Raw genomic sequence first — 21,750 nt, forward strand, 5'->3', positions numbered from 1 at the left:
GTTCCCGATGCTCACGACCGGTGATCGACTGGCACGCTCCGTGTTTGACCTTCCCCCAGCCGGGTATTCGACATCATGACCGACATCACAACGATCGTCGTCGTGGCGGTGGTGGTGATCGTCGTGGCGGCGATCGCCGTGGGCGCCGCGACGATGCTCCGGAAGCGCCATTCGGACCGGCTGCGCGAGCAGTTCGGGCCGGAATACGAGCGCACGATGCGCGACACCGACGACCCGCGGGCCGCGGAGAAGCAGCTCGACCAGCGGCGCAAGCGGCACCGGTCGCTGCGGCTGCGCGACCTCGACCAGCGGGAGAAGGACGGCTACCGGCAGCGCTGGCAGGTGGTCCAGCAGGGATTCGTCGACGACCCGGGCACGGCGGTCCGCGAGGCCGACCGGCTGGTCGCCGACGTGATGGCCGACCGGGGCTACCCGACCGAGGACTTCGAGCAGCGCGCCGAGGACCTCTCGGTCGACTACCCGGTGGTCACCCAGCGGTACCGGGAGGCTCGCGGGATCTCCCGCGAGCACGCCGCGGGCAACGCCGGCACCGAGGATCTCCGGCATGCGGTCACCAGCTACCGGACCCTGGTCGAGGCCCTGCTGGAGGACGACGCCGGCCACGCGTCCGGCGACGGCGACGGGGGCTGGGAGCGAGGTCGGCACGCCCCGGAGCCGGGTGCCGGTCCCACGGCAGGCGGCCGGGCCCCGGCGGGGCCCGCCGCGGCGAACGGCTCGGTGGACGGGCGGACCCGCGAGCTGCCGCCGCAGCAGCCCCCGCCGCAGCAGCCCCCGCCGCAGCAGCCCCCGCCGCAGCAGCCCCCGCCGCAACAGCCCCCGCCGCAACAGGCGCCGCCGCAGCAGCCCCCGCCGCAGCAGCCCCCGCCGGGCCGCGGCGCCGGCCCGACGCACGACGCACGACGGGAGACCAGGACATGAGCGAGGGCAACCGGTCCGGCGGGCGTGCCGCACGCCTGGCCGGCGAGATCAAGGACCGGATCGCCGGGCGTACCGACGAGGAGCGCGACGCCGCGTGGAACCCGGCCGAGGCGGCGACCAACGCCGAGCAGGACGCCGGCGTCCCCGCCCCGGGCGACCGCAGCCCGGGCGGACCCGGCGATCCCGCGCCCTACGACGGCGGCCCGGGCGGACCCGGCGGACCCGCGCCGTACGAGCGCGGCCCGGGTGGTCCCGGCGGACCGGGCGGACCCGGTGACCCGGCCGGGTACGCCGGCGGGCATCCGGTGGACGGCCGGCCGCCACCGCCCGACCCGCGGTTCACCGACGCCGGGGCCCCGCGGACCGGCGGACCGCCCGCGGCTGGCCCGCCGCCCGGCGCACCGGCTCCCGGCGCGGCGCCGGCACCCGGCGGTGACCCGCGCGGCTACTCGATGCCCGAGCGGTCGCCCGGCGGCGCCCCGGCCGACGGCGGGCCCGGCGGAGCGCCACCGCCACCGCCGGCACCGCCACCGCCTGCACCACCGCCACCGCCGTCGGCACCGGGCGCCGGTGACCCGCGCGTCGCGCCATCGCCGGGCGCGGCGCCGATGCCCGGCGGCGACGTCCCCGCCGGGGGCGCCCACCGCCGGCCGGCGGTGGGCGATCCGAGCGGGGCCGCCGGCGGTCCCGCCCCGGCGGGCGGACCGGGAGCCGGGGTCGCGCCGGGCGCCGCGCCCGCGGACGACCGGGGTGCGGGCGGCGGCTCGTCGCTGATCGACCCGGAGCGCGGGCGCTCCTACCAGCAGCGCTGGAACCTGCTCAAGGGCGGATTCGTCGACGAGCCGCGCCGCGCGGTGCACGAGGCCGACCAGCTGGTCGGGGAGGTCCTCGACGAGATGGAGGAGGTGTTCCGCCGGCAGCGCGACGACCTGGAGCAGCAGTTCGCCCGCCAGGACGCCTCCACCGAGGACCTCCGCCAGGCGCTGGGCCGCTACCGCGAGTTCTTCGACCGGCTGCTCTCGCTGTGACACCGGGTGGGCCGGCCCGAGGGGGGCCGGCCCGCCCGTGGCGGGCGCCCGCGTGGCCTCACCCCAGCGGCGGCACGACCGCTTCGATCAGGTGCGGTCCCGGCTCCGCTCCGGCCCACCGCAGCGCGTCGAGCAGGTCCTCGGTCGTCGTCACCCGCCGGGCCGGCACGCCTAGGCCGGTGGCCAGGGAGGTGAAGTCCGGCGTCGGGTCGGAGAGGTCCAGCATCCGGCCGGCACGCCCGGAGTGGGCGGCCTCCCCGGCGCCGGTGCGGGCCAGCTCGACCCGCAGGATCGAGTACGCCGAGTTGTTGATCAGCACGGTCGTCACGTCGAGCCGTTCCCGGGCCTGGGTCCAGAGCGCCTGCAACGTGTAGAGCGCGCTACCGTCCGCCTGCACCGCCACCACCGGCCGGTCCGGTGCGGCCACCGCGGCCCCGGTCGCCACCGGCAGGCCGTCCCCGATCGCGCCCCCGGTCAGCGCCAGCTGGGTGTGCGGCGCGGCCGTCTGCAGGGCCGGGGCGAGCGCGGCGGCCGCGGTCACCGACTCGTCGACGACGATCGCCCGCTCCGGCAGCGTCGCGGCCACCGCGGTGCACAGCGACCGCACGTCCAGCGGGCCCGCCGCGGGCTCCGGTGCGGCGTGCGGCGCGACCTCGGCGACGGCCGGACCGGCGACCTCCGCGGCCAGCGCCTCCAGCGCGGCCACGGCGTCGGAACCCGGATCGGCCAGCCCGACGACGTCGCAGCCGTCCGGGACCAGGTCCCCGGGGACGCCGGGGTAGCCGAAGAACGACACCGGTGAGCGGGCCCCGGCGAGGACCAGCGTGCGGGACCCGGACAGCTGCCCGATCGCCTGCTCGGCGAAGTAGCCGAGCTTGTCGATCCGCGGCCGTCCGGCGCCGGTCTCCCAGCATCCGGGAAAGGTCTCGACGAGCAGCCGGGCACCGGTCGCGGCGGCGATCCGCGCCGCGGCGTCCGTCCCGGCTGCGGACAGCGCGGGCCCGCCGAGCAGGATCGTGGCCTCGCCGGCCCGGACCGCCGCGGCGGCGGCCGCCACCCGGGACGGCGCGGGCGGCTCGGGGGCCGGTGCGGTGCGCGGTGGGGCGGGGGCCCCGCCCTCGGTCCAGGACACGTCGGCCGGGAGCACCAGGGTCGCGATCTGCCCGCCGCGCTCGCCGGTCGCGGCGACCGCGCGCATCGCGTCGTCGGCGACGTCCCGGACGTGCCCGGAGGTGTGCACCCATCCCGAGACCGTGCCGGCGACCGCGGTGATGTCGGACTGCAGCGGCGCGTCGTGCCGGACGTGGTCGGTGGCGTGCGCCCCGACCACGCACAGCAGCGGGGTTCCGGCCCGGCGGGCGTTGTGCAGGTTCGCCAGCCCGTTGCCCAGCCCCGGGCCCAGGTGCAGCAGCACCGCGGCGGGCCGCCCGGAGATCCGGGCCCAGCCGTCCGCGGCGCCGGTCGCGACGCCCTCGAACAGGGTCAGCACGCCGCGCATCTCCGGGACGTCGTCGAGGGCCTGCACGAAGTGCATCTCGGAGGTCCCCGGGTTCATGAAGCAGACGTCGACGCCGGCCCCGGTCAGGGAACCGATCAGCGCCTCCGCGCCCCTCACGCGCCGACCCGCTTCAGCACTGCGGCGGTCATCTCGTCGGTCGACGCCGTCCCGCCGAGGTCACCGGTCCGGACCGAGCCGTCCCGCAGGGCGTCCCGGATCGCGGCCAGCACCTCGTCGCCTGCCTCGGGATGGCCGAGGTGGGTGAGCATCAGCCCGGCCGACCAGATCGCGCCCAGCGGGTTCGCGATCCCCCTCCCGGCGATGTCCGGTGCCGAGCCGTGCACCGGCTCGAACATCGAGGGGTGGTCGCCGCTCGGGTCCAGGTTCCCGGACGGCGCGATCCCGATCGACCCGGCGACGGCGGCGGCCAGGTCCGACAACACGTCACCGAACAGGTTCGACGCCAGCACCACGTCGAACGACGACGGGTCCAGCACGATCTTCGCGGCCAGCGCGTCGATGTGCTCGGAGCGCCACTCGACTCCCGGGAACGCGGCCGCGCGCTCGGCCACGACCTCGTCCCAGAACGGCATCGTGTGCACGATCCCGTTCGACTTGGTCGCCGAGACCAGCCGGTCACGGCGCCGGGTGGCCAGGTCGAAGCCGAAGTCGGCGATCCGCGAGACGCCGGTCCGGGTGAACACCGCCTCCTGCACGGCCAGCTCACCGGCGGTGCCGTGACCGAACCGGCCACCGATCTCGGAGTACTCGCCCTCCGAGTTCTCCCGGACGACGACCAGGTCTACCCCACCCTCGGCCGCCGGGACCTCGCCGGGCCGGGCCCTCGACAGCGGCGACCCCACACCCTCGAACACGGTGATCGGACGCAGGTTCACGTACTGGGCGAACGCGCGGCGGATCGGGATCAGCAGGCCCCACAGCGAGACGTGGTCCGGCACGCCCGGCCGGCCGACGGCGCCGAGCAGGATCGCGTCGTGGCGCCGGATCCGGTCCAGGCCGTCGTCGGGCATCATCGCGCCCTCGGTGGCGTACCGCTCGCACGACCAGTCGAACCCGTCGTAGGCGAAGGTGAGGCCGTGCCGGCGGCCGACGGCGTCCAGCACGGCGGTGGCGGGCGGGATGACCTCCGGGCCGATCCCGTCGCCGGGGATGAGCGCGATCCGGTACGAGCCGGTCGACAACGCAGTCATGGCCCCAGTGGACACCGTGTGACCCGTGCCGGAGAACCCGGGTTCGAGTTGCGCGGGTCACGCCGGACCCTGCGCAATGGGGTGGTGCCCCCCGACACCGGAGAACCCGATCCCCGCCGCTGGCGGGTGCTGTCCGTCTGCCTGGTCGCGGGGTTCATGTCCCTGCTCGACGTCAGCATCGTCAACGTCGCGCTGCCGTCGATGCAGGACGGCCTGGGCGCCTCGGCCGCGCAGGTGTCGTGGGTGGTGTCCGGCTACGCGCTCACGTTCGGCCTGGTCCTCGTCGCGGCCGGCCGCCTCGGTGACGACCGCGGCCGCCGCCGGATGTTCCTGCTCGGCCTGGGCCTGTTCGTGCTGACCAGCGCCGCGGCCGGGCTCGCCCCGAACCCCGAGGTGCTGGTCGGGGTACGGCTGCCGCAGGGTGTCGCCGCCGGGATGCTGTCCCCGCAGGTCGTCGGGTTCATCCAGGACCTGTTCCGCGGACCGGAGCGGGGCACCGCGTTCGGGCTGTTCGGCGCCGTCGTCGGGATCTCGACGGCGGTCGGCCCGCTGCTCGGCGGGCTGCTGCTGGCCGGGGCCGGGGACGCCGACGGCTGGCGCTGGGTGTTCTACGTGAACATCCCGATCGGGGTGGGCGCGCTGGTGGCCGCGGTCCGGCTGCTGCCCGCCGACCACGTCGGACGGGGCCGGCGCCGCCCGCTGGACCTGCCCGGGACGGTGCTGCTCGGCGTGGCGGTGGTGACCCTGATGCTGCCGCTGGTGCTCTCCGAGCGGGACCCGGCGTCGGCGCCCTGGTGGCTGCTCGGGGTGCCGCTGCTGGTGCTGCCGGCATTCGTGCTGTGGGAACGGCGGGCGAAACGGGTGCACGGCCACCCGCTGATCGACTTCGCGCTGCTGCGCACCCGCAGCTACGCCGTCGGCGCGACGCTGGGCATGACCTACTTCGCCGGGTTCACCTCGATCTTCTTCGTGCTCACCCTCTACCTGCAGAACGGCCTGGGCTACACCCCGCTGCTGACCGGGTTGACGATGACGTCGTTCGCCCTGGGCTCGGCGGTCACCTCCGCGCTGGGCGGCCGGCTGGTGTCCCGGTTCGGGCAGCCGATGGTGGTGGTCGGGCTGGCCGTCGTGCTGGTCGGGCTGGCCGGAACCGACGTCGTGCTCGCGGCCACCGCGGGCAGCCCCTGGACCGGCTGGGCGGTCGCCGGGCCGCTGCTGGTCGCGGGCGCGGGCGGTGGCCTGGTCATCGCGCCGAACCAGACGATCGCGCTGTCGGAGATTCCGCCCAGCTCCGGCGGGACGGCCGGCGGGGTGCTGCAGACCGGGCAGCGGCTCGGCACCGCGATCGGGCTCTCCGCCGTCGGCGCGGTGTTCTTCGGGGCCCTGACGGCGACCGGGGACTGGGCGACCGCGATCTCCCGCGGTCTGATGATCACCGTCGGCCTGGTCGCGCTGGCCCTGGTCCTCGGGATCGCGGACCTGATCGCGGCCCGCCGCCGCACCCGCCGGGCCCCCGTCCCCGAACCGACCCACGTCACCGGTCCGACCGGCGGCCACTGATGCGGACGGCGAGCGGAGGTCAGGAGGGTCGGTGGGCGGCTCGGCCCCGCCCGGGCAGCACCGCGGCGACCAGCAGCACGAGCAGGCCCGCCGCCGGGACCACCAGCAGGCCGGCCCGGAGCCCGGCCGCGTCCGCGACCAGCCCGACGACCGGGGGAGAGGCCAGGAACCCGACCCGCATCAGCCAGGTGACGACGGTCAGCCCGGTCCCGGGGGCGAGCCCGGGCAGCCGGTCGGCGGCCGTCATCGCGGCCGGGACCAGGGTGGCCACCCCGAACCCGGCGACGCCGAACCCGGCGACGGTGCCCGGCACCGTCGGGAACGCCAGCGCCAGGCCCATCCCGGCGAGCACCAGCGCGCCCCCGATCCGGGCGATCGTGCGCTGGCCGAACCGGTCGACCATCCGGTCGCCGAGCAGCCGCCCGACGAACTGGCAGCCCTGCAGCGCCACGAACCCGAACCCGGCCGTCGCCGCCCCGGAGCCCAGACCCTGCAGGTAGAGCGCGGCCCAGGTGGCACCGGAGTCCTCGACCAGCGTCCCGGAGATGGCGATCGACCCGAACGCCAGCAGGAGCAGCACCGTGCGCAGGCCGAGCCCGGCCCACGGGGCGCGGGCCGCCGGGCGGTCGGGTGCCCCGTCGCCGGCGTCGTCGGCGGCGCGCTCGGTGTCCTCCGGGCCGGGTAGCAGCAGCGGGTACACCGCCACCGCGATCAGCACCGACAGCAGCGACGACAGCCCCAGGTGCAGCGGGATCGGCACCGACGCGCCGGCCGCGGCCGAGCCCATCAGGCCACCGGCCACCGCGCCGACCGACCAGAGGGCGTGGAACGAGTTGAGGATCGAGCGCCCGTACCGGCGCTGCACCCGCAGGCCGTGCGCGTTCTGCGCGACGTCCACGACCGCGTCCGCTGCCCCGGCCAGGAACATCGCGGCGGCGAACAGCCCCCAGCTCGGTGCCACGCCGACCAGCACCACGCCGAGCGCGATCGCGGCCATGCCGAACGAGGCGACCCGCGACGACCGGTACCGCGCGATCAGCGCGCCGGCGGTGAGCCCGGCCAGCAGCGCGCCGAACGGGAACGCGGCCACGGCCAGGCCCAGCTCGGCGTTGCTCAGCCCGAGGTCGTCCTTGATCTGCGGGAACCGGGGCAGGATGTTGGCGTAGACCAGGCCGTTGGTGAGGAAGACCAGCCCGACGCCGGTGCGGGCCCGCCGTTCGGTCCGTCCTGGCCCGACCGTCGTTCGCTCCGCCACGCAGCGAGCATGCCGGACGGCGCCGTCCGGGAGCGAACCGGTTCGCGGTGGGGTCCGCCACCGGAAAGGGTCAGTTGTCGCCGCGCAGGGCGCCGATCCGCCCGGCCGTGCGCAGCGCGCCGGACATCCCCTTGTAGGCGCGGTTGCGCGTGCCCTCACGGACCGCGCGCAACCGTTCGCGGCGCTCCCGGCCGGCCCCGTTCCAGGCCAGCAGCGAGCGGCCCCACGGGTCGCGGGCCAGCGCCTTCGTCCCCGCCTGTCGGGCCAGCATGGCCCAGCGGTCCCCGAAGTCGTCCAGGCCGTCCCGGTAGGCGAACACCGCCGGGCGGAGGTAGGCCATTCCCGGGTGCATCCGGCGCATCGCAGGCGCGTAGTCGGCGATCACCTTGTCCAGGCACTCGAACCGGCGCTGCCGGTTGGCGCTGATCGAGCCGGTGCGCATCAGCCGCATGTCCAGCAGGTACCGGCGGGTGCCCCACATCAGCGGGTAGTTCGAGGCGGTCGCGATCCGCAGCCACATCTCGAAGTCCACGGCCGAGGGCAGCGACGAGTCGAAGCCGCCGACCTGGTCGAAGCAGACCCGGCGGATCATCAGCGAGCTGCCGTTGTGCGGCGGGTTGTTCTCCACCAGTTGCTTGTCGAGGTCCACCCGGCCGGCCGGCTGCCAGCGCAGCGCCACGACCTGACCGCTCTCCAGCATCACCCGGGTGTGGCAGTAGCCGACACCGACCCCGGGCGGGGCGGTGTGCATGGTCTCGAGCATGTGCTTGAGGAACTGCGGGTGCCAGCGGTCGTCGCCGTCGAGGAACGCGACGAACGGGGCCGAGCTCTCGGCCAGCGCCCGGTTGCGGGCGGCGCCGGAGCCGCCGTTCTCGACCTCGATCAGGCGGATCCGGTGGTCACGTGCGGCACGGCCGCGGATGATCTCGGCCGTGTCGTCGGTCGAGCCGTCGTCCACGATGATGTACTCGAAGCGGGTCTCGGTCTGCGCGAGGACCGAGTCGATGGCCTCGCCGATCCACGGGCCCACGTTGTAAGCCGGGGTGATCACCGTGACCAGGACGTCGACGTTCCGCACGGGCTGGACGTTATCAACCCCACCTTTCCGACGCGCGCGTGGCGTCGGACCGGTATGAAGGCGGGCGGACACCCCGGCCCGGTGCGCCGCCGGGGCCGCTCTATCCTCTGCAGAATGTCGTTCGACGCCCGGGTGATGCTGTCCCGACGGCTCCGTTTCCTCCCGCATCGGGCCTTCGCCGTCGCGCATCACGCGTTGTTCCAGGGCCAGCTCACGACATTCCGGAAACCGCGCACCTACGCGCAGTTGTTGGCGCGGAAGAATCTCGACGAGCAACCGGAACTGGTGCACGTCACCGCGGACAAGTACACCGTCCGCGCGCACGTCGCCGACCGGATCGGCGCCGAGCACCTGATCCCGCTGATCCAGGTGGTCGAGCGGGCCGAGGACCTGGACCTGCGGGCGCCGACCGGGCCCTACGTCGTCAAGGGCACCCACGGCTGCGACATGACCATCCTGGTCCCGCACCCGGCCGCCGCCGACCACGCCCGGATCCGGGCCACCGTGGCGCGCTGGCTGCGGACCGACTTCTTCCGGCACGGCTGGCGGGAGCGTCCCTACGAGGGGCTCACGCCGCGCGCTGTCGTCGAGGAGTACCTGGGTGACGGGACAGCGCCGCCGGCCGACTACAAGTTCTTCGTCTTCCACGGCGAGCCGGCGATGGTGGTCGTCGACCAGAACCGGTTCGTCGCGCACACCTCGACGATGCTGCACCCGGACTGGGTGCCGTTCCGGATCTCCGGCCGGTTCGCGCAGGCGGAGGGCCTGCCCGAGAAGCCGGCCTGCTACGAGCGGATGCTGGAGATCGCCCGCACGCTCGGCAAGGACTTCACGTTCGCCAGGATCGACCTCTACGACGTCGACGGGCACGTCTACTTCGGCGAGATCACGCACAACCCCGGCGGCGGGCTGGTCCGGCTCCGCCCCCGCGCTTTCGACCGTGCCCTGGGCAACCTCTGGCGCAACGGCACCCCGATGCCGGAGAGGTTCATCGCCCGCTAGCCGCGCCCCGTGTCAGGGGTGGTCGACGCGGGGGAACTCGTGGGTGCGGTCGTCCGGGCCGCCGATGGGGCGGGTGTCGTCGTCGGCCGGGCGGGTCGGCGGCGCGGGCCGGCGCAGCCACCGGATCACCGACGGCGTGAACACGATCGCCAGCAGCAGCTCGCCGGCCAGCCAGGCCCAGCCGACCGCGTCCACGCCCAGTGCCGGGGCCAGCAGCGGGACCCCGCCGAGCACGATGATCGCGTGCACCAGCTGCTGCACGGCCAGCCCGCCGGTGCGGTTCGCCAGCCGGGACTTCGCCATCCACAGCGTCACGATCACTCGCGGGAGCATCGAGACCATCAGCAGCTGCAGCACCAGCGTGGAGTTCTCGACGTACTGCGGGCCGTAGAACCACAGCAGCAGCGGCGCCGCCAGCCCGACCACCGCGGCCGCCGGCAGCACGATCACGCAGATCCGGCGGAGCACCGCCCGGGCGAAGACGTGGGCCCGCTCGGGATCGCGTGCCCCCTCGACGACCAGCGCCGAGGTGATCGCCACCGAGAGCATGCTCATGGCCAGGAAGACGGTTTGCGCGGGCAGCAGGTAGGCGCTGGCGGCCTGGCTGATCACCATGACGACCAGGACGGGCAGGAACGACGACATGGCCTGGTTGAACACCTGGCCCAGGTAGTCCCCCGCCATGTAGCGGCCCATGGTCACGCGGTCCGGTGCGCCCGCGTCCGGGAGGGCCGCGGACTCCTCGGCGTGCCGGGGGAGGAGCCGCCGCGCGATCAGCAGGGCGAAGGGCACCAGCATCGCGATCACCGGTGCCGACCAGGACGTGAACACGCCGTCCTCGACGGCCAGCAGCGCGACGACGACCAGCAGGCCGAGCTTCACCAGGCCATAGACGCCGTTCTTGAGCACCACCCACATCGCCGAGCGGAGCCCGGTGAACATCTGGTCCTGCAGGCTCCACACCGACCAGGCGGCGGTGGAGACGACGAACCAGGCGCCGAACCCTGGCGACACGTACAGCGGATCGCCCTGGGCGTAGGCGAGGTGGCAGTAGGTCATCACCCCGGCCGCGCCGAGCACCGCGGTGGCCGTCGAGACCCCGTAGGCGAGCCGGATCAGCGAGGACGAGTCCCGGCCGGCCGTCGGGAGGAAGCGAACGATCGCCTGGCCGAAGTTCAGCGAGGTCAGGACGGAGATCATCATCATGAGGTTGACCAGGGCATTGCCCCGGCCGACCTCCTCGGTGCTGAAGACCCGGGCGGCGAAGATCCAGTACACCAGGCCGAACCCGGAGTTGACGACCGTGTTCAGCATCAGCGCGTACGCGTTGCGGTAGAGCGGGTTGGCCATCTCCTGCCGCGCCGAGCGCACCCGTCCGGCCACCATCGCCCCCACGCTCACGGCGCGCACGGCCCGCGGACGCCGGCTCCGGTCACGGTGGCGCTGGAATGGGGCACCCGACCACGCTAACGGCCCCGCCGCGCGGTCGACCGTTCGGGTGCGCACAACCGACCGCCGTGCGGCGCGCGGTACAGGCGGTGCGGTGCCGACGCGCCCGATCGGGTCCCGCAGGTTCTGCGCTACCGTTCCCGCCGGTCGGGTGAACCCGTGAACGGGAGGAGATGCGCGTGCGTATCGCGTGCGTGGGAGGGGGGCCTGCGGGTCTCTACTTGGCGATTCTCGCCAAGCTGCGCTCCGGGGGCCGGGACGAGGTGACCGTCCACGAGCGCAACCCGGCCGGGGAGACGCACGGTTTCGCGGTGACGTTCGGTGAGGACCTGCTCGACGAGGCGTTCCGCAACGACCCCGAGGGCGGCCCGGCGCTGCGTCGCGTGGCACGGCTGTGGAACGCCCAGCAGATCCGGGTCGGCGACCACCGCCCGGTGCACGTGGGCGGCAAGTACGGCTACAGCATCGCCCGGGTCGAGCTGCTCGACGTGCTCGCTCGCCGGGCCGAGCAGCTCGGCGTCGACGTGCGGTACGGCGAGCCCACCGAACGCGCGGACGTGGACGCCGACGTCGTGGTCGCCGCGGACGGGGTCAGCAGCAGGCTGCGCACCGGGCGCGCCGACCATTTCGGCACGACGGTGACCGAGGGGTCGAACCGCTACGTCTGGCTCGGCGCCGACAGCGACTCCGACACCTTCGTCTGGGACTTCCAGCGCACCGACGCCGGCTGGGTGTGGATCCACCTCTACCCGTCCTCGAACGGGCTGAGCACCTGCATCGTCGAGTGCGAGCCGGACACCTGGACCGGTCTCGGGCTGGACGCCCTGCCGGCCCGCGAGGGCATCCGGATGATCCAGTCGCTGTTCAGCAGGACGCTGGGGGAGAACCGGCTGATCGAGCCGCTCGGGGGGATCGCCGAGAACCCGTGGCTGCGTTTCCGGGAGGTCCGCAACCGGACCTGGCGGGACGGTGATCTGGTGCTGGCCGGCGACGCCGCGCACACCACGCACTTCGGCATCGGCTCCGGGACGGTGCTCGCGATGCAGGACTCGATGGGGCTGGCCGACGCGCTGTACGGCGGCCCGGGCGACCCGCGCGAACCCGCCGGACCGAACCGGGCGGACGGCCGCGGTGCGGCACTGGCCGCCTACGACGCCCGCCGGCGCGCGGTCGTCACCCCGGTGCAGGACGCGGCCCGCCGCAACATGCACTTCTTCGAGCAGGCCGGTCGGCAGCTGGACCGGGTCGAGGATCCGGTGGAGTTCGCGTGGTCGCTGACCGACCGGCGGGGCGACATGGGCCGGATCCACTACCAGCTGCACAAGGCCACCCAGATCGGCCCGCTGCGACAGGTCCGCCGCGGCCTGACGACGGCGCGCCGGGTGCGCCGGGCCGCGTTGCGCGAGGGCGGGCGGGCCCAGCGCGACACCGACTGAGTCGCATCACGCGGATCCACACCGGTCACTGCGGGCGCGATCGAGCCCGGTCCCCCGAATCCCGGCCCGCAACCGCGGTCTTCTAGCGTGGGCCCCGAAACGGTGGTCGACGGATTCCAATGGGGGACCCCACGTGAAGATCGTTTGTGTCGGCGGGGGGCCGGCCGGGCTGTACCTGGCGATTCTGGCGCGCCTGCGATCCGGCGGCCGTGACGAGGTGTTGCTGGCCGAGCGCAACGCGCCGGCCACCGCGGCCGGTTTCGCCGTCACTCTCGGTGAGGACATTCTCGACGAGTTCTACCGCACCGACGCGATCGGCGCGGAGCGCATCCGGGAGGCCGCACACGTCTGGGACACCCAGGTCGCCGCGGTCGAGGGCCGCCGCGTGCACCTGGGCGGGCGCTACGGGTACTCGATCGGCCGCGCCCGGCTGCTCGACGTGCTCGCCGAGCGAGCCCGCCAGGTCGGGGTGAAGCTGCACTTCGACACCGCCGTCGCCGTCGACGGCGACACCGCCGCCGACCCGCTCACCGCGGACGCCGACGTCGTCGTCGCCGCGGACGGGGTGAACTCCGCGATCCGCCGGAACCGGGCCGCGGCGTTCGGCACCCGCGTCGCGCAGGGGGCGAACCGCTACGTCTGGTTCGGCACCAGCAAGCAGTTCACCTCGTTCACGTTCGCCTTCGAGCGCACGCACGCCGGGTGGATCTGGTTCCACGCCTACCCGGCCGCGGACTGCCCGAGCACCTGCATCGTCGAGTGCACGCCGGAGACCTGGTCCGGGCTCGGCCTCGACCGGATGGAACCCCGCGACGGCATGCGGCTGCTCGAGCAGGTGTTCGCCCGCTCGCTGGAGGGCCACTCGCTGATCGCGCCCCCCGGGATGGGTTCCTCGCCGTGGCTGACCTTCCGCGAGGTCCGCAACACCTCCTGGCGGGACGGCAACGTCGTGCTGGCCGGCGACGCCGCGCACTCCACGCACTTCGCGATCGGCTCGGGCACCGTGCTGGCCGTGACCGACGCGATCGCGCTGGCCGAGGAGCTCTACCCGGGCGGGTTCGCCGGCACCGACGACGTCGAGGCCGCCCTGGCCGCCTACGACGCGCGCCGACGCACCGCGATGATGCCCGTGCAGCGGATGGCCCGCCGGAGCATGGAGTGGTTCGAGTCGGTCCCGCGCCGGCTGGAGGGGGCCGACCCGGTCGACTTCGCCTGGTCGCTGCTGGACCGTCGTGGTGATCAGGGCCGGTTGCACCGCCGGCTGCACGACGTGACCCAGATCGAGCCGGTCCGCGAGCTGCGGCGCCGGCTCACCTCGGCCCGCCGGGTCCGCCGGGCGGTGCGCCGCGGCGAGATCGCCCCGGCCGAGGTACCCGCCCAGGTGCTGCAGCGCTGAGCCGCCGGTGTGGCCAGGCCGGGGCCGGGGCCACACGGTCGCGGGACGACCGGTCAGGACGGGGAGTCGCTCCGGTCCGCATCGTCGCGGGCCAGGAACGAGTGCCGCCGACCGTAGCCGACGTAGACGATCAGGCCCAGCACCAGCCAGCCGACGAACCGGATCCAGGTGTCCAGGTTCAGGTTGAGCATCAGGTAGAGGCACGCCACGGCGGTGATCGCCGGGACGACCGGCGAGAACGGGACCTTGAACGCCCGCTGCAGGTCCGGCCGGGTCCGGCGCAGCACCGGGACCGCGACCGCGACGATGATCATCGCGGAGAGCGCGCCGATCGAGACCATGTCGGCCAGCGCGGTGATCGGGGTGACGGCGGCGATCATCGCGCAGACCACCCCGCCGATGATCGTCATCCGGTGCGGGGTGCCCCACCGCGGGTGCGCGGTGCCGATCTTCTCCGGGAGCAGGCCGTCCCGGCCCATCGCGTAACCGATCCGCCCGATCGTCACCAGCTCGACCATCATCACCGAGGTCAGGCCGACCACCGCGCCGATCCCGATCAGCCCGCCGATCCAGGGCAGCCCGACCCCGGTGAACGCGGCGGCGAGCGGGGCGCCCTCGTCGATCTCGGTGTAGGGAACCATCGCGGTGAGCACCAGCGAGACGCCGACGTAGAGCAGCGCGCAGACGGCCAGCGCACCCAGCAGCCCGATCGGCAGGTCCCGCCTCGGCCGCCGGACCTCCTCGCCCATGTTCGCCAGCGCCTCGAAACCGGTGTACGCGAAGAACACCACGGCGGCGGCGGTGAGCATCCCGCCGATGCCGAAGACCGTCGGTTCCAGCCCGAACACCCCGGAGATCACCGGCTGGGTGAACACCGAGCCGCCGCCCTCCGGCGGCTGCGCCGGCGGGACGAACGGGGAGAGGTTGGCCGGGTTCACGAAGAACGCGCCGACCACCAGGATCAGCACGCAGACGGCCAGCTTCAGCAGGACCAGCAGGTTCGTCAGCCGGGACGACTCGCGGATGCCGGAGACCGCGACGGCGGTGAGCAGCGCGATGATCACGACGGCGCCGATGTTGATCGTCGCGTCCTCGCCGAACCAGGCCGTCGGCAGGCCGAGCAGCTCGGCCAGGTAGCCCGACCAGCTCCGCGAGACCACCGCGAGCCCGAGCCCGAACTCCAGCAGCAGGTCCCAGCCGATGATCCAGGCGACGAGCTCACCCATGGTGGCGAAGGCGTAGGTGTAGGCAGAGCCCGCGGTCGGGATCGACGAGGCCAGCTCGGCGTAACAGACGGCGGCGAGCGCGGCGACCACCGCGCCGATCAGGAACGACAGCGTGACGGCGGGGCCGGCGTGCTGCTTGGCCTCCACCCCGGCCAGGGTGAAGATCCCGGTCCCGATGATGATCCCGACCCCGAACCCGACCATGTCGCGGGCCCGCAGGGTCCGCTTCAGGTCCGTGCCGCCGTCGCCGTCGTCGCCCCGGCTCCGGGCCAGGATCCGTTCCACCGGCATCGTGCGGTTCCACCCCACGGCCGCCACCCCCTTGCCTCTGCTCGCCGGGCACCGCCGTCGGCCCGACCGTCGCGGAACCGTATGCCGGGGTGCGGTGGCGGCGCCGGACCGGCTCGCCGTCCTGTCCCGTTCGTCACGGTGCGTCTGATTCCGCTGCCCTGCGTGACGGTTCCTGAGAATCCGGCGTGAACGTCGCCCGGCGGGGTGCGCGAGGCCCGGCCGGCGGCCACCATCGTGCGCGAACGACCGGTACTCGAGGCGGCCGGCGGGCCGCTGGCCGGTCCGGGTGGGAGCGGTGTGCGACGGCTCGGACGGATCGCCGCGACGGCGGCCGTGGTGCTCGTGGTGACCCTGGCGGCCGCCCAGGTCGACCCGCCGCGCGTCGCACCCACCCCGGACGCCGTGGCCCCGGCCGGGGCGGCGGGCTCTCCCGGCTCCGCCGCCGCGTCGGCCGATCGCCGGGAGCTCGCGGCAGCGCCGCCCGGCCCCGACCTGCTCGACCGCCCGCCCGGCTCGCTCCCGGTCGCCCGCGCGGACGAGGACGGGCTGTGGCTGTCCTGGGCGCTGCTCGACACGGGCACCGGCACCGGCCCGGACGCCCGCTGGACCGGCTCGGCGAACGCGGCCACCGAGCGCACCGAGGCCGAGTCCACGATGAAGGCCTGGATCGCCGCGGACACCCTGCGGGCCGCTGCCGAGACCGGGGAGCCGATCACGACCGGCGAGCGGGAGGATATCCGGGCCGCCGTCCGCTCCAGCGACGACGCCGCGGCCGAGCGCCTCTACCGCCGGGCCGGCACCGACGACGTGCTCGACCGGCTGGGCTCGGAGTGCGGGGTCGAGGTGGCCACGTCGCGGCCCGGCTGGTGGTCGTTCACCCAGCTCAGCGCGCTGGACGCGGCCGGGATGCTCGGCTGTGTGGTCGAGCGGGCGGAGTCCTGGCCGGGCGGTGCGGACCTGCTGGGCGACCTGCGCGCGATCGACGCCGACGGTCGGTCCGGCGTCGCCGGGCTGATCGGCGCCGCCGACGTCAGCGAGAAGAACGGGTGGACCGAGCACGGCCGGGGCGCCTGGAACGTCAACTGTGTCGTGGCCTGGCAGGACCGGGCACTCGCGGTGCTCACCTCGTACCCGGCCGGCCGCGGGCTGGACCACGGCTGGGGTGTCTGCCGGGACGTCGCCGCCGAGGTGCTCGCCGAGCCGGGCGTCTGAGCCGATCTCCGACCGCCGGTTTCGCGCACGCCCCCGCGGGGAACGTCGTCGGGCGACCCCGACGAAAGGTTTGTGTGATGACCGGCTTCTTCGGGCCCGGCGATCCACGTGGTCCGGGCGACCCGCGTGGCCCCGTGCACCGGATCGACCTGACCCGCCTGATGAGCGCCGGTGCCCGGGAGATCATGGGCCGGGCCGCGCAGGAGGCAGCCGAGCGTGGCGACCCCGACCTCGACGCCACGCACGTGCTGCTGGCCTGCGCGCGCACCGAGAGCACCCGCCGGTGGATCACCCGGGCCGGTGCGGACCCGGACGTCATCGTCCGGACGCTGGAGGAGCGGTTGCCGCGGCGGGACACCGACGAGGCCCGGCCGCCGTCGCTGACGCCGTCGGCCAAGCGCGCGCTGCTCGATGCGCACCAGATCTCCCGGTCCCTGGGGTCGACCTACATCGGGCCCGAGCACGTGCTGTTGGCGCTGGCCGCGAACGAGGAGTCCGCGGCCGGACGGCTGCTGGCGCGCTCGCGGTTCACCCCCGGCTCGATGACCGGTGGCGGCCCGCAGCCCGGCCCGGCCGGCGCACCCGGCGTCGCGCCCGGCGTCGCGCCCGGCGCGGAGCAGGAGCAGACCAACACCCCGACCCTGGACCAGTACGGCCAGGACCTCACCGCGGCGTCCCGGAACGGTCGGCTCGACCCGGTGATCGGCCGCGGTGACGAGATCGAGCAGACGATCGAGGTGCTGTCCCGGCGGACGAAGAACAACCCGGTGCTGATCGGCGAGGCCGGGGTCGGCAAGACCGCGGTGGTGGAGGGGATCGCGCAACGCATCGCCGAAGGCGAGGTCCCCGACACCCTGCGCGGCCGCCGGGTCGTCCAGCTCGACCTGGCCGGCGTCGTGGCGGGCACCAAGTACCGCGGCGACTTCGAGGAGCGGATGCGGACCCTGATCGAGGAGATCCGCGAGCACTCCAACGACCTGATCGTGTTCATCGACGAGCTCCACACCATGGTCGGCGCCGGCTCCGGTGGCGGTGGCGAGGGCGGCGGCTCGATGGACGCGGGCAACATGCTCAAGCCCGCACTGTCCCGTGGCGAGCTGCACGTGATCGGCGCGACCACGCTCGACGAGTACCGCCGGCACATCGAGTCCGACGCCGCGCTGGCCCGCCGCTTCCAGGCGGTCATGGTGCCCGAGCCCTCGATCGAGGACACGGTGGCGATCCTGCGCGGGCTCGCCGACCGCTACGAGGCGCACCACCAGGTCCGCTACACCCCGGAGGCGCTGCGCGCGGCCGTCGAGATGTCCGACCGCTACGTCACCGAGCGATTCCTCCCGGACAAGGCGATCGACCTGCTCGACCAGGCCGGCGCCCGGGTGCGGCTGCGCACCCGTACCCCGACGGTGGACCGCCGGGAGATCGAGCAGCGGATCGAGCAGCTGACCCGGGACAAGGACCAGGCCGTCGCGCACGAGGACTACGAGAAGGCGTCCGGGCTGCGCGACGAGATCGCCGCGGCCCGCGACTCGCTGGCGGCCGACCCCGGCGAGCGGGACGGCAAGGCTCCCGAGGTCGGGGTGCAGGAGATCGCCGAGGTCGTCTCCCGGTCCACGGGGATCCCGGCCGAGCAGCTCACCGAGGCAGAGCGGGACCGGCTGCTCCGGCTGGAGGACGAGCTCCACGAGCGGGTGGTCGGGCAGGACGCGGCGGTCAGCGCGGTCGCCGAGGCGATCCGCCGCTCCCGCTCCGGGCTCGGTGACGAGGACCGGCCGGTCGGTAGCTTCCTGTTCCTCGGTCCCACCGGCGTCGGCAAGACCGAGCTGGCCCGGGCGCTGGCCGTGTCGCTGTTCGGCGAGGAGGACCGGATGGTCCGCCTCGACATGAGCGAGTACGGCGAGAAGCACACCGTCGCCCGGATGGTCGGGGCCCCGCCCGGCTACGTCGGCTACGGCGAGTCCGGCGAGCTCACCGAGGCGGTGCGCCGCCGTCCGTACTCGGTGCTGCTGCTCGACGAGATCGAGAAGGCGCACCCGGACGTGTTCAACGCGCTGCTGCAGGTGCTCGACGACGGCCGGCTCACCGACGGCCAGGGCCGCACCGTCGACTTCCGGCACACGGTGATCATCATGACCTCGAACGTCGGGTCCGAGCTGATCACCGGGCACGGGATGACGCTGGGCTTCGGGTCGGCGGCCGAGCACAACGCCACCGCGGAGGAGCGCGAGGACGCGGTGCTGCGGGAGCGCCTGATGCCACGGCTGCGCGAGGTCTTCCGGCCGGAGTTCCTCAACCGGATCGATGAGACGATCGTCTTCCGCCGGCTGGACACCGAGCAGCTCGCGGACATCACCGGGCTGCTGCTCGAGGACACCCGCTCCCGGCTGGGCCGCCGCGACATCGGGCTGGAGATCAGTGCGGACGCCGTCCGGCTGCTCGCCGAGCACGGCTACCAGCCCGACTTCGGCGCCCGCCCGCTGCGCCGGACGATCCGCCGGGAGCTGGACAACCCGCTGTCCCAGATGCTGCTGGACGGCCGGATCGGTCCGGGCCGCACGGTGCGCGTCGATGCGGAGGACGGGGAGCTGGCGATCGATGTCGGGGAGACCGCCGCGCCGTAGCCGGCCGCTCCGGGGCACCGCGCCGTGGTGCAGATGTCCCGAAGGGCACCCTCGCCTCCGCCGGGGCTCCGGGGGTGCCCCTGGGGCCGGGGTGCCCGGGAGTGTGAGCGGGGGGTCGTCGAACACCGGCGCGCGTTTCTCGAAGTTCGCCGCGACCGCCTCGACCTGGTTGGGACTGCCGATCTGCGCGCCGATCTCGGTCTGCTCCGCGGCGAACCCGGACGCCAGGTCCGCGCGACCGGCCAGGTCGAGGAGCCGCTTGGCGGTACGCACCGCGTGCGGGTTGCGCCCGGCGATCCGGCCGGCCAGCTCGAGCGCGGCGACGCGCGGACCCGGGTCGGTACGCGTGCACAGCCCGAGCGCCGCGGCCTCGGCACCGTCCACCACCCGGCCGGGCGGGCCCGCCTCACACCCGGTGGTCGACGATCCGCAGCGCGATCGCGGTGTAGCGCTCGGCGAGCTCGGGCAGCGTGATGCCGCCCCCCGGCTCGTACCACTGCGCGATCGCGTTGCAGGCCGCGACGATCGCGCGCCGGGCGTCGTCCGGGTGCGCGCAGTGGAAGGCTCCCCGGGCGACCCCGTCGGCGATGAGGTCGACCCACAGCCGGGTGGCCGCGCGGCGCAGCCCGTCCAGGCGCTCGCGGTTCTCGGGCTCGAGGTTGCGCCACTCCAGGGTCGCGATGTTGCTCTCGACGCGCCGGCTCACCCGGTACTCGACGGTGGTCCGGACCAGGGCGGCCAGCCGTTCGGCGGGCTCGTCGGTCGCCTCGCGCAGCGCCCGGTCGCAGCGCTGGAAGTAGTCGTGGGTGATCTCCTCCACCAGCGCGGCGAGCAGGTGCTGCTTGCTCGGGTGCCAGTAGTAGAGGGCCGAGAGCGACAGGCCCGCGCGCTTGGCGATGTCCCGGATGGAGGTGCCGTGGTAGCCGCGCTCGGCGAAGATCGTCCGGGCGGCGCCGGTGATGGCGTCCCGGCCGCCGCCGCGCGGGACGGCCGAGCCGCTCCCCTCGACCGGTGCGCTGCTCATCCGGCCAGCATGACCCATCCCGCCGAGCCGCGTGCCGATGCCCGTCCCGGTGTTGCAGCTGCGGTGGGCCATCGAGGTGGCCGGCGGGCTCGGCGGCGCGGACGTGGTGGCCTGGGAGCCCGACGACGCGCCCGCCGCTGAGCTCGCGCTCGGGATCAACTCGGCGCCGTCGTCGAGCATCGCGGGCGGCACGAACGAGGTGCAGCACAACATCATCGGCGAGCGGATCCTGGGCCTGTCGAAGGAACCGCAGGTGGACCGGGACGTCCCGTTCCGGGAGCTCAGGGTCGGTACGCAGCGCGAGGAGGGTCGTCGGTGAAGCTCGTCCTGGACACCGAGCAGCAGGAGCTGCGGGCGGCGGTACGGAGGTTTCTCGCCGACCGGGCGCCGTCGGAACGGGTCCGTGCCGTGAGCGGCATCGGGCCCGACGGCGGGGCGTCCGGCCGCGTTTCCACACCGGCGACGAGATCGTGGTGGCCGGCGCCTACTCGATCTTCTGACCGGCGCGCCGCGATCATCCGGAGAGCCTTCCGTTTAGACATGCGAATACATGCATGTATAGGCTGGCGGCATGGGGCACGGACACGGCCACAGCGGTCACAGTGATCACAGCGGTCACGGTGGTCACGGGCACGCGACGACGGATCGGCGACGGCTGTCGATCGCGCTGGGCGTCACGCTGCTCACCGCCGTGCTCGGTGCGGTCGGGGCGCTGCTGACCGGGTCGCTGGCCCTGCTGGCCGACCTCGGCCACCTGCTCACCGACGCCGGCGCGCTGGTCGCGGCGCTGGTCGCGGCGCAGCTGGCCACCCGGCCTGCCACGATGCGCCGGACCTACGGGATGGGCCGCGCCGAGGTCCTGGTCGCCGCGCTGAACGCGCTGACCCTGGTCGCGGTGGTGCTGTTCGTGGCGGTCGAGGGCGTGGCACGGCTGTTCGAGCCGGACCAGATCCCCGGCCTGCCGCTGCTGGTCATCGGCGTGCTCGGGCTGGTCGGCAACGTGGTCTCGCTGGCCGTGCTCGCCGGCGGGGACCGTTCGAACATGAACCTGCGCGGCGCGATGCTGCACGTCCTGGGCGACGCCCTGGGCTCGGTCGGCGTGATCGGCGCCGCCGTCGTGCTGATGACGACCGGCTGGCCCTACGCCGACACCATCGCCTCGCTGTTCATCGTCGCGCTGATCCTGCCCCGGGCGGTCGGCCTGCTCCGCGAGGCCGCGCACGTGCTGCTGGAGGGCGCACCCCCCGGGATCGATCCCGAGGGGGTCCGGGACGAGCTGCTCAGGGTGCCCGGTGTCGTCGCGGTGCACGACCTGCACGTGTGGTCGATCAATGACCGCACCCCCGCGATGTCGGCGCACCTGGTGGTGGACGAGGAGGTCGAGCTGCACTGCGGCGAGGCCTCGGTGCTCGACCGCGCCGCGCACGCGTTGCGGGAGCGGTTCGGGCTGAGCCACACGACGTTGCAGATCGAGCACCACGCGCACGTCGGCCACGAGAACCACTGCGGCTGAGCCGCTCCGGGTGG

17 protein-coding genes are annotated in these 21,750 nt (G+C 74.3%); 10 read left to right on the top strand and 7 right to left on the bottom strand.

Features of this window, described 5'->3' with window-relative positions; translation table 11 throughout:
* The first annotated feature begins 75 nt into the window (after window positions 1–75).
* Both ACLFMI_RS13070 and ACLFMI_RS13075 read left to right on the top strand, forming a co-directional pair.
* Complete coding sequence (locus tag ACLFMI_RS13070; RefSeq protein ID WP_410948091.1) at window positions 76–939, top strand: hypothetical protein; 864 nt, start codon at window positions 76–78, stop codon at window positions 937–939.
* Window positions 936–1,967, top strand: coding sequence for a hypothetical protein (locus ACLFMI_RS13075; protein ID WP_410948092.1), 1,032 nt, complete (start codon window positions 936–938; stop codon window positions 1,965–1,967). Before ACLFMI_RS13070 ends, ACLFMI_RS13075 begins: the two co-directional genes overlap by 4 nt.
* Before the next feature lie 58 nt (window positions 1,968–2,025).
* Here ACLFMI_RS13075 and ACLFMI_RS13080 read toward each other — a convergent pair whose 3' ends face one another.
* Together ACLFMI_RS13080 and ACLFMI_RS13085 are read right to left on the bottom strand one after the other, a co-directional pair.
* On the bottom strand, window positions 2,026–3,582 hold the full coding sequence (locus ACLFMI_RS13080; RefSeq protein ID WP_410948093.1) for an acetolactate synthase large subunit: 1,557 nt from the start codon (window positions 3,580–3,582) through the stop codon (window positions 2,026–2,028).
* Window positions 3,579–4,676, bottom strand: a complete 1,098-nt coding sequence (locus ACLFMI_RS13085; RefSeq protein ID WP_410948094.1) for a tartrate dehydrogenase — start codon at window positions 4,674–4,676, stop codon at window positions 3,579–3,581. The genes ACLFMI_RS13080 and ACLFMI_RS13085 overlap by 4 nt, the downstream gene beginning before the upstream one ends.
* An 18-nt stretch (window positions 4,677–4,694) precedes the next feature.
* Here ACLFMI_RS13085 and ACLFMI_RS13090 point away from each other — a divergent pair, with 18 nt between their 5' ends.
* Complete coding sequence (locus ACLFMI_RS13090; protein ID WP_410948095.1) at window positions 4,695–6,236, top strand: MFS transporter; 1,542 nt, start codon at window positions 4,695–4,697, stop codon at window positions 6,234–6,236.
* A 19-nt stretch (window positions 6,237–6,255) separates the two neighbouring features.
* Here the strand turns inward: ACLFMI_RS13090 and ACLFMI_RS13095 are convergent, their stop codons facing one another.
* Together ACLFMI_RS13095 and ACLFMI_RS13100 are read right to left on the bottom strand one after the other, a co-directional pair.
* Window positions 6,256–7,491 (bottom strand): MFS transporter, encoded by a 1,236-nt coding sequence (locus ACLFMI_RS13095; protein ID WP_410948096.1) that lies wholly within the window; start codon window positions 7,489–7,491, stop codon window positions 6,256–6,258.
* Window positions 7,492–7,561: 70 nt separating this feature from the next.
* Window positions 7,562–8,569: a glycosyltransferase family 2 protein gene (locus ACLFMI_RS13100; protein ID WP_410948097.1), complete on the bottom strand. Its 1,008-nt coding sequence runs from the start codon at window positions 8,567–8,569 to the stop codon at window positions 7,562–7,564.
* 114 nt (window positions 8,570–8,683) lie between these two features.
* Between ACLFMI_RS13100 and ACLFMI_RS13105 the strand changes: the two genes are divergently transcribed.
* Window positions 8,684–9,571 (top strand): ATP-grasp fold amidoligase family protein, encoded by an 888-nt coding sequence (locus tag ACLFMI_RS13105; protein ID WP_410948098.1) that lies wholly within the window; start codon window positions 8,684–8,686, stop codon window positions 9,569–9,571.
* 12 nt (window positions 9,572–9,583) lie between these two features.
* Here ACLFMI_RS13105 and ACLFMI_RS13110 read toward each other — a convergent pair whose 3' ends face one another.
* Window positions 9,584–10,957, bottom strand: a complete 1,374-nt coding sequence (locus ACLFMI_RS13110) for a lipopolysaccharide biosynthesis protein (RefSeq protein WP_410948099.1) — start codon at window positions 10,955–10,957, stop codon at window positions 9,584–9,586.
* A gap of 284 nt (window positions 10,958–11,241) precedes the next feature.
* Between ACLFMI_RS13110 and ACLFMI_RS13115 the strand changes: the two genes are divergently transcribed.
* Both ACLFMI_RS13115 and ACLFMI_RS13120 read left to right on the top strand, forming a co-directional pair.
* Window positions 11,242–12,456 (top strand): FAD-dependent monooxygenase, encoded by a 1,215-nt coding sequence (locus ACLFMI_RS13115; protein ID WP_410948100.1) that lies wholly within the window; start codon window positions 11,242–11,244, stop codon window positions 12,454–12,456.
* 133 nt (window positions 12,457–12,589) lie between these two features.
* The gene (locus tag ACLFMI_RS13120; protein WP_410948101.1) at window positions 12,590–13,852 is read left to right on the top strand and encodes an FAD-dependent monooxygenase; all 1,263 of its coding nucleotides are present in this window, start codon (window positions 12,590–12,592) and stop codon (window positions 13,850–13,852) included.
* A 53-nt stretch (window positions 13,853–13,905) separates the two neighbouring features.
* On the opposite strand, the gene ACLFMI_RS13125 is transcribed toward ACLFMI_RS13120, so the two are convergent.
* Complete coding sequence (locus ACLFMI_RS13125; protein ID WP_410948151.1) at window positions 13,906–15,369, bottom strand: amino acid permease; 1,464 nt, start codon at window positions 15,367–15,369, stop codon at window positions 13,906–13,908.
* Window positions 15,370–15,573: 204 nt separating this feature from the next.
* Here ACLFMI_RS13125 and ACLFMI_RS13130 point away from each other — a divergent pair, with 204 nt between their 5' ends.
* Window positions 15,574–16,581: a hypothetical protein gene (locus tag ACLFMI_RS13130; RefSeq protein ID WP_410948102.1), complete on the top strand. Its 1,008-nt coding sequence runs from the start codon at window positions 15,574–15,576 to the stop codon at window positions 16,579–16,581.
* Between the two features lie 77 nt (window positions 16,582–16,658).
* Window positions 16,659–19,199, top strand: a complete 2,541-nt coding sequence (locus ACLFMI_RS13135) for an ATP-dependent Clp protease ATP-binding subunit (RefSeq protein WP_410948103.1) — start codon at window positions 16,659–16,661, stop codon at window positions 19,197–19,199.
* Window positions 19,200–19,605: 406 nt separating this feature from the next.
* Here ACLFMI_RS13135 and ACLFMI_RS13140 read toward each other — a convergent pair whose 3' ends face one another.
* Window positions 19,606–20,223, bottom strand: coding sequence for a TetR family transcriptional regulator (locus ACLFMI_RS13140; RefSeq protein ID WP_410948104.1), 618 nt, complete (start codon window positions 20,221–20,223; stop codon window positions 19,606–19,608).
* Between the two features lie 37 nt (window positions 20,224–20,260).
* Between ACLFMI_RS13140 and ACLFMI_RS13145 the strand changes: the two genes are divergently transcribed.
* Window positions 20,261–20,542 carry a hypothetical protein gene (locus ACLFMI_RS13145; RefSeq protein WP_410948105.1) on the top strand — a complete coding sequence of 94 codons (282 nt, stop codon included), beginning with the start codon at window positions 20,261–20,263 and terminating at the stop codon, window positions 20,540–20,542.
* A 252-nt stretch (window positions 20,543–20,794) separates the two neighbouring features.
* Window positions 20,795–21,736: a cation diffusion facilitator family transporter gene (locus ACLFMI_RS13150; protein ID WP_410948106.1), complete on the top strand. Its 942-nt coding sequence runs from the start codon at window positions 20,795–20,797 to the stop codon at window positions 21,734–21,736.
* Window positions 21,737–21,750: the final 14 nt, after the last annotated feature.

The organism is Pseudonocardia nantongensis, assembly GCF_046546495.1.
In the GTDB taxonomy this organism is placed as follows: domain Bacteria; phylum Actinomycetota; class Actinomycetes; order Mycobacteriales; family Pseudonocardiaceae; genus Pseudonocardia; species Pseudonocardia nantongensis.